Origin of the sequence: Gallintestinimicrobium propionicum (genome assembly GCF_025567525.1) — a bacterium.
Taxonomy (GTDB): domain Bacteria; phylum Bacillota; class Clostridia; order Lachnospirales; family Lachnospiraceae; genus Gallintestinimicrobium; species Gallintestinimicrobium propionicum.
The window spans coordinates 1-362 of record NZ_JAOQJY010000059.1 but is presented as its reverse complement, the minus strand read 5'-3'; the positions used below and the strand labels follow the sequence as shown (position 1 = coordinate 362).

At 52.2% G+C, this 362-nt stretch carries 1 pseudogene; it reads left to right on the top strand.

The features are described from left to right. Positions 1–362: pseudogene (locus tag OCV62_RS18130) on the top strand (hypothetical protein); the annotation flags it as partial.

Here is a 362-nt window from a genome sequence, read left to right as displayed (position 1 = left end):
GACCCTCTGAAAATGTATGTGGCGTTCCGTATCTGGAACAGCTATCTGCTTGCCAGAGAACCCCGTGACCGTAACGCTGCCTGTGACCGCTTCATGGATAAAATGAGCAGACTGACCGGGGTATTCCAAAACGAAACCATGAGCTTTGACAGGGAGACAGGAAAACCGAAACATTTTCAAGCTGGCAGCCTTTATTTCAAAGGCGCACCGTCAGAAGATACCCGGCTTGACCTCTGGTTCCCGGACAACCGGCGCACAGAAGAATGTGTGTCTGCCTATGCGTCCCTCTACCCGTTGATTACCTATTATCTGAACAGGCTGAATGACTGGGGGCTTTGCTTCCGGCGGTGCAAGGTCTGTGG